Here is a 5,562-nt window from a genome sequence, read left to right as displayed (position 1 = left end):
GATACGCCTGTTGAGCAAAAAGAGATCCCGCAATGGTTTATTAAGATCACCGCCTACGCGCAAGAATTGCTCGATGATTTAGATAACCTTGACGGCTGGCCTGAAATGGTTAAAACCATGCAGCGCAACTGGATCGGACGCTCTGAAGGGGTAGAACTGAGCTTCCAAGTTAAAGGCCAAGATCAGGATTTGGAAGTCTATACCACCCGTCCAGATACCTTAATGGGCGTTACCTATGTCGGTATTGCTGCGGGTCATCCTTTGGCAATACAGGCGGCGGCGAATAACCCTAAACTGGCAGCATTTATTGATGAGTGTAAAAACACCAAAGTTGCCGAAGCCGAACTCGCGACAATGGAGAAAAAAGGCATGGCGACCGGCCTGACGGCTATCCATCCTTTAAATGGCCGTGAAGTGCCTATCTATGTCGCCAACTTCGTACTAATGCACTATGGGACTGGGGCGGTAATGGCGGTTCCGGCACACGACCAACGCGATTACGAATTTGCCACCAAATACGGCTTAGATATCATTCCCGTCATTAAACCTGAAGATGGCAGCGAGTTAGATATTAGCCAGCAAGCTTATACAGAAAAAGGCGTACTATTTGATTCTGGTGAATTCGACGGGCTAACTTTCCAAGCGGCTTTTGATGCCATTTCAGCAAAACTCGAAACGCTAGGTAAAGGTAAAAAGACCGTTAACTTCCGTCTACGTGACTGGGGCGTTTCTCGTCAGCGTTATTGGGGAGCCCCTATCCCAATGGTCACCACTGAAGATGGTCAAGTTCATCCTGTTCCTGCCGATCAGTTACCCGTTATCTTACCTGAAGATGTCACCATGGATGGTGTAACCAGTCCGATAAAAGCGGATACAACTTGGGCTGAAACGACATTTAATGGTCAACCCGCCCTACGTGAAACCGATACCTTTGATACCTTTATGGAATCGTCTTGGTATTATGCACGTTACTGCTCACCACAAGCGGATGATATTTTAGACCCAGCCAAAGCCAACTACTGGCTACCGGTTGATCAATACATCGGTGGTATTGAACACGCTTGTATGCATCTACTCTACTCACGCTTTTTCCATAAACTATTGCGTGATGCTGGTTATGTCACCTCAGACGAACCGTTCAAACAGCTTCTTTGCCAAGGCATGGTGCTGGCTGACGCTTTCTATTATAGCAATGAGAAAGGCACCAAAGAGTGGATTTCCCCGACTGAGGTCAAAGTGGAGCGTGACGGAAAAGGTCGCATTATTTCAGCGGTGGATAATCAAGGTCGCCCCGTTGAACACTCAGGCATGATCAAAATGTCTAAGTCAAAAAATAACGGCATTGACCCGCAAGAGATGGTCGATAAATATGGCGCTGATACGGTACGCCTATTTATGATGTTTGCTTCGCCTGCCGATATGACATTGGAGTGGCAAGAGTCTGGTGTTGAAGGAGCGAACCGCTTCCTAAGACGAGTATGGAAGCTCGTCGCTGAACATACTGCGAAAGGTGCTGCGGTTGCGGTACAAAGCGATGCATTAAATGCCGACCAAAAAGCACTGCGTCGTGATGTGCATAAAACCATTGCTAAAGTGACTGATGATATTGCTCGTCGTCAAACATTTAATACAGCGATTGCTGCGATTATGGAGCTGATGAATAAACTCACTAAAGCCCCACAAGAGTCTGAACAAGATCGAGCCATTATCGATGAAGCTGCTAAAGCAATCACCGTAATGCTTTACCCTATCGCGCCACACATCTGTTTTGAAATGTGGCAAGCGCTCGGCGAAGTGGACATTGACCAAGCAACCTGGCCAACTTACGACGAAGCCGCATTAGTTGAAGATCAAAAACTGATTGTTCTGCAAGTAAATGGTAAATTACGTGGAAAATTGACGGTTGCCGCCGATGCCAGCAAGGAACAAGTTGAAGCATTAGGTTTACAGGATGAAAATGTTAAGAAGTTTACCGACGGTTTAACCATCCGCAAAGTCATCTATGTCCCCGGTAAGTTACTCAACCTTGTCGCGAACTAATTAGGCTAATGATGGTCTGTAAACAGGGTATGCATACCCTGTTTACTTATCTCAGCCTATCCCAACAGGTAAGTTAAGATAAGTAAATTCACCCATGAGAATCATCGCCCCATGTGTTTTAAATTTTCGTCAATACCAACATTACTATTACTTCTAACGACGCTGCTCCTGTCGGGTTGTGGGTTTCAATTACGTGGGGATTATGATATCCCAGAAAAACTCAATACCATGTCTTTGACTAGTTACGATCAATTCAGTACTTTCACACGGATTGTGAAAGATCAGCTACGCATGAATGAAATCGAATTAGTCGCACCTTCCGCAGACGTCCCTAATTTGCACTTAGTCAATGAAAGTACCAGTGAACGAACGCTGTCTCTTTATCAAAACACTCGAGCAGCAGAAAAAGAGCTGACATTTATCGCCTCATACCGGGTTACAATTCCCGAACTGGGAATAAAAACCTTTTCCACTAGCGTCACTCGTAGTTACTTAGATAACCCGTTAACCGCATTAGCGAAATCGGTAGAAAGGGAATTGATCGTTGATGAAATGCGTAAGCTGGCTGCCAGCCAAATTATTCGTCAGATGGCACGGCTTAAAATTGCCATTCAAACTGGAGATATTGACAAAGCCGAGACACTTTCCACCTCTGAAGACTCCATAAATAGCGAGCCAAAAATGGATCATTCAAATGCTATCAGATCCAAATAATCGAGTGTCAGTATGAAAGTGTACGCCGATAAACTTCCTGAGACCTTAAGTCGGAGCCTAGCCCCTCTCTATCTCGTGCTAGGCAATGAGCCATTACTGATTCAAGAAGCACGAGTAGCGATAGAACATAAAGCCAGAGAACTAGGTTTCGAAGAAAAATACCAATTTACCGCCGATAGTAACCTTGATTGGAATGAAGTCTATGATCGCTGCCAGTCAATGAGCCTTTTTTCCAGTCGGCAATTAATTGAAATTGATATTCCTGACAGTGGCATGAATGCCGCAACTGGGAAAACACTCAGCACATTAGCGCAACACTTGAATCAAGATATTCTGCTGGTTGTGGTCGGCAATAAGCTCACCAAAGCACAAGAAACAAGTCACTGGTTTAAAACCCTCAGCAACCTAGGTTGTTGGGTGAACTGCTTGACGCCTGACTTATCTCGCTTGCCTCAGTTTGTGATGACCCGTTGTAAAATGTTAGGGTTACAGCCAGACGTTGAAGCCGTCCAAATGCTCGCTCAATGGCACGAAGGTAATCTGCTTGCCTTGGCACAAAGTTTAGAAAAGCTAACCTTACTCTACCCTGATGGTCGCTTGACCTTAGTTCGCTTAGAAGAATCACTCAGTCGCCATAATCATTTTACGGCCTTTCATTGGGTGGACGCCTTATTAGAAGGTAAAGCAAACCGAGCACAGCGGATTCTACGTCAACTGGCATCGGAAGATATTGAAGCGATCATTTTAATTCGCACCATTCAAAAAGAAATATTTCAACTGCTACACATGCGCCAAGCGATAAAGACTCAACCGATCGCTAGAGTCTTTGAACAATACCGTATTTGGCAAAATAAACGTCCACTGTATTCTGCCGCTTTACAGCGCTTATCCGGTCATCACTTACGCCATTTATTACAATTGCTGACCTGTATCGAACAACAAGCGAAAACCCAATATAGCCAATCCATTTGGCCATTATTACAACAACTGAGTTTAGAATTCTGTTTACCCGAAGCAAACTTACCTTTACCAAACTAAAACCGTGGTATACTGTTGCGCTTTTTAATAACCAAATATCAAGATTCAGAGGATACCCCCTTGCTACGCAACGATTTGACCCATTTTCTGGCTAATAAAGCTGATGACATGAAAGCTGTTGATATTGTTACCCTTGATGTACAAGGCAAATCAAGTATCACCGACTACATGATCATCTGTACCGGAACATCAAAACGCCATGTTGCCTCAATTGCAGAACATGTAGCCAATGAAGTAAAAAAAATTGGCATGCAACCACTTGGGGTGGATGGAGAAAATGAAGGTGAATGGGTCGTGTTAGACATGGGAAGCACTATGTTACATGTCATGCAAGAGGAGCCTCGTGCCTTATACCAGCTAGAAAAGCTTTGGGGTTAAGAGTGAAACTTCAATTGATCGCGGTTGGGACTAAGATGCCTACATGGATCGAAGAGGGGTTTCAAGAGTATCGCCGTCGCTTTCCTCATGATATGCCACTAGAATTAATCGAAATATCTGCAGGGAAACGAGGAAAAAATGCTGACATCGCTCGTATTTTACAAAAGGAAGGACAAGCTATGTTGGCCGCCGTTCCTAAAGGTAATCGGATTATCACCTTAGATATTCCCGGTAAACGTTGGGACACCGAACAACTAGCAGAGCAATTAGAAAGCTGGAAATTAGACGGGCGTGATGTCTCTATCCTGATTGGGGGGCCTGAAGGTTTAGCGCCAGCTTGTAAAGCGGCAGCGGATCAAAGCTGGTCACTGTCTCCTTTAACCTTACCTCATCCTCTTGTTCGGGTCGTGATGGCTGAAAGCCTATATCGGGCATGGAGTATCACCGCGAATCATCCTTATCATAGAGAATAAAGAGCGATGAGACGTAAGCGCAGTCCAATTAGAGATTACCAAGCCGAAGCTCGATTGTTCCGCCATCGAGCAATCGTCGCTTTTATTGGGATTATCGTCGCCATAGGCATCTTGATTACTAACCTATACACGATTCAGGTCAAACAGTATCAAGACTATAAAACACGCTCTAACGATAATCGTATAAAAGTGGTACCTATAGCACCAAATCGCGGTTTAATTTATGACCGCCACGGTCACTTACTGGCAGAAAACCGACCTGTTTTTAACTTGGAAATTATTCCCGAGCAAGTGACAGATATGGAAGATACGCTTGCTCGCTTACAAGAAATACTCACCATCCCGGAAGATCGAATCACCGCGTTTGAAAAAGATCGCCAACGAACACGCCGATTCAACGCGATTCCGCTGCTCACTCAATTAACTCAAGAAGAAGTCGCTAAGTTTTCTGTTCAACAACATAAGTTTCCGGGGGTCTCGGTCAGCGCGAGCCTTAAACGTTTTTATCCATATGGCGAGGTACTCACTCACGTTATTGGTTATGTTTCACGTATCAATGACCGAGATTTAGAGCGACTAGAACGAGAAGATAAAGCGGCCAATTATCAAGCCACTCGAGATATTGGTAAACTGGGTATTGAACGCTATTACGAAGATTTACTGCATGGGACGGCTGGTTATCAAGAAGTTGAAGTAAACAGCCGCGGTCGGATCATCCGAACCCTAAAATATGTTCCACCAACTCCGGGTAAGGATATTGTTCTCAACCTCGATATCAAGTTACAGTTATTTGTTCATAAACTGTTAGATGGACGACGAGGCTCTGCCATTGTACTTGATCCTAAAGACAATGGAGTGTTAGCGATGGTCTCTAGTCCAAGCTATGATCCCAATGCCTTTGTGCACGGCATCTCGTCAC

General features: G+C 44.7%; 6 protein-coding genes. All 6 read left to right on the top strand.

The annotated features are described in order from the left end of the window. The coding region (gene leuS / locus B7C60_RS13260; protein WP_245869416.1) for a leucine--tRNA ligase at window positions 1–2,040 on the top strand (2,040 nt) is incomplete at its 5' end. Between the two features lie 111 nt (window positions 2,041–2,151). Next, window positions 2,152–2,754 (top strand): LPS-assembly lipoprotein LptE, encoded by a 603-nt coding sequence (locus B7C60_RS13255; protein ID WP_099612076.1) that lies wholly within the window; start codon window positions 2,152–2,154, stop codon window positions 2,752–2,754. A 12-nt stretch (window positions 2,755–2,766) separates the two neighbouring features. After that, window positions 2,767–3,792, top strand: a complete 1,026-nt coding sequence (gene holA, locus B7C60_RS13250) for a DNA polymerase III subunit delta (RefSeq protein ID WP_099612075.1) — start codon at window positions 2,767–2,769, stop codon at window positions 3,790–3,792. 60 nt (window positions 3,793–3,852) lie between these two features. Continuing rightward, window positions 3,853–4,170, top strand: a complete 318-nt coding sequence (gene rsfS / locus B7C60_RS13245; protein WP_099612074.1) for a ribosome silencing factor — start codon at window positions 3,853–3,855, stop codon at window positions 4,168–4,170. Window positions 4,171–4,172: 2 nt separating this feature from the next. Next, the gene (rlmH, locus tag B7C60_RS13240; RefSeq protein WP_099612073.1) at window positions 4,173–4,643 is read left to right on the top strand and encodes a 23S rRNA (pseudouridine(1915)-N(3))-methyltransferase RlmH; all 471 of its coding nucleotides are present in this window, start codon (window positions 4,173–4,175) and stop codon (window positions 4,641–4,643) included. A 6-nt stretch (window positions 4,644–4,649) separates the two neighbouring features. Beyond that, window positions 4,650–5,562: penicillin-binding protein 2 (locus B7C60_RS19285; RefSeq protein WP_281251708.1), on the top strand; the 913-nt coding region annotated here is incomplete at its 3' end.

It is taken from the genome of Vibrio fujianensis (genome assembly GCF_002749895.1).
Classification (GTDB): Bacteria; Pseudomonadota; Gammaproteobacteria; order Enterobacterales; family Vibrionaceae; genus Vibrio; species Vibrio fujianensis.
This window is presented reverse-complemented; position numbering and strand designations above follow the sequence as displayed.

What these genes read in the sequence shown, in the direction of transcription:
- B7C60_RS13255 (WP_099612076.1), top strand. Translation starts at nt 2,152, where the DNA reads ATGTGTTTTAAATTTTCGTCAATACCAACATTACTATTACTTCTAACG.
- holA (WP_099612075.1), top strand. Translation starts at nt 2,767, where the DNA reads ATGAAAGTGTACGCCGATAAACTTCCTGAGACCTTAAGTCGGAGCCTA.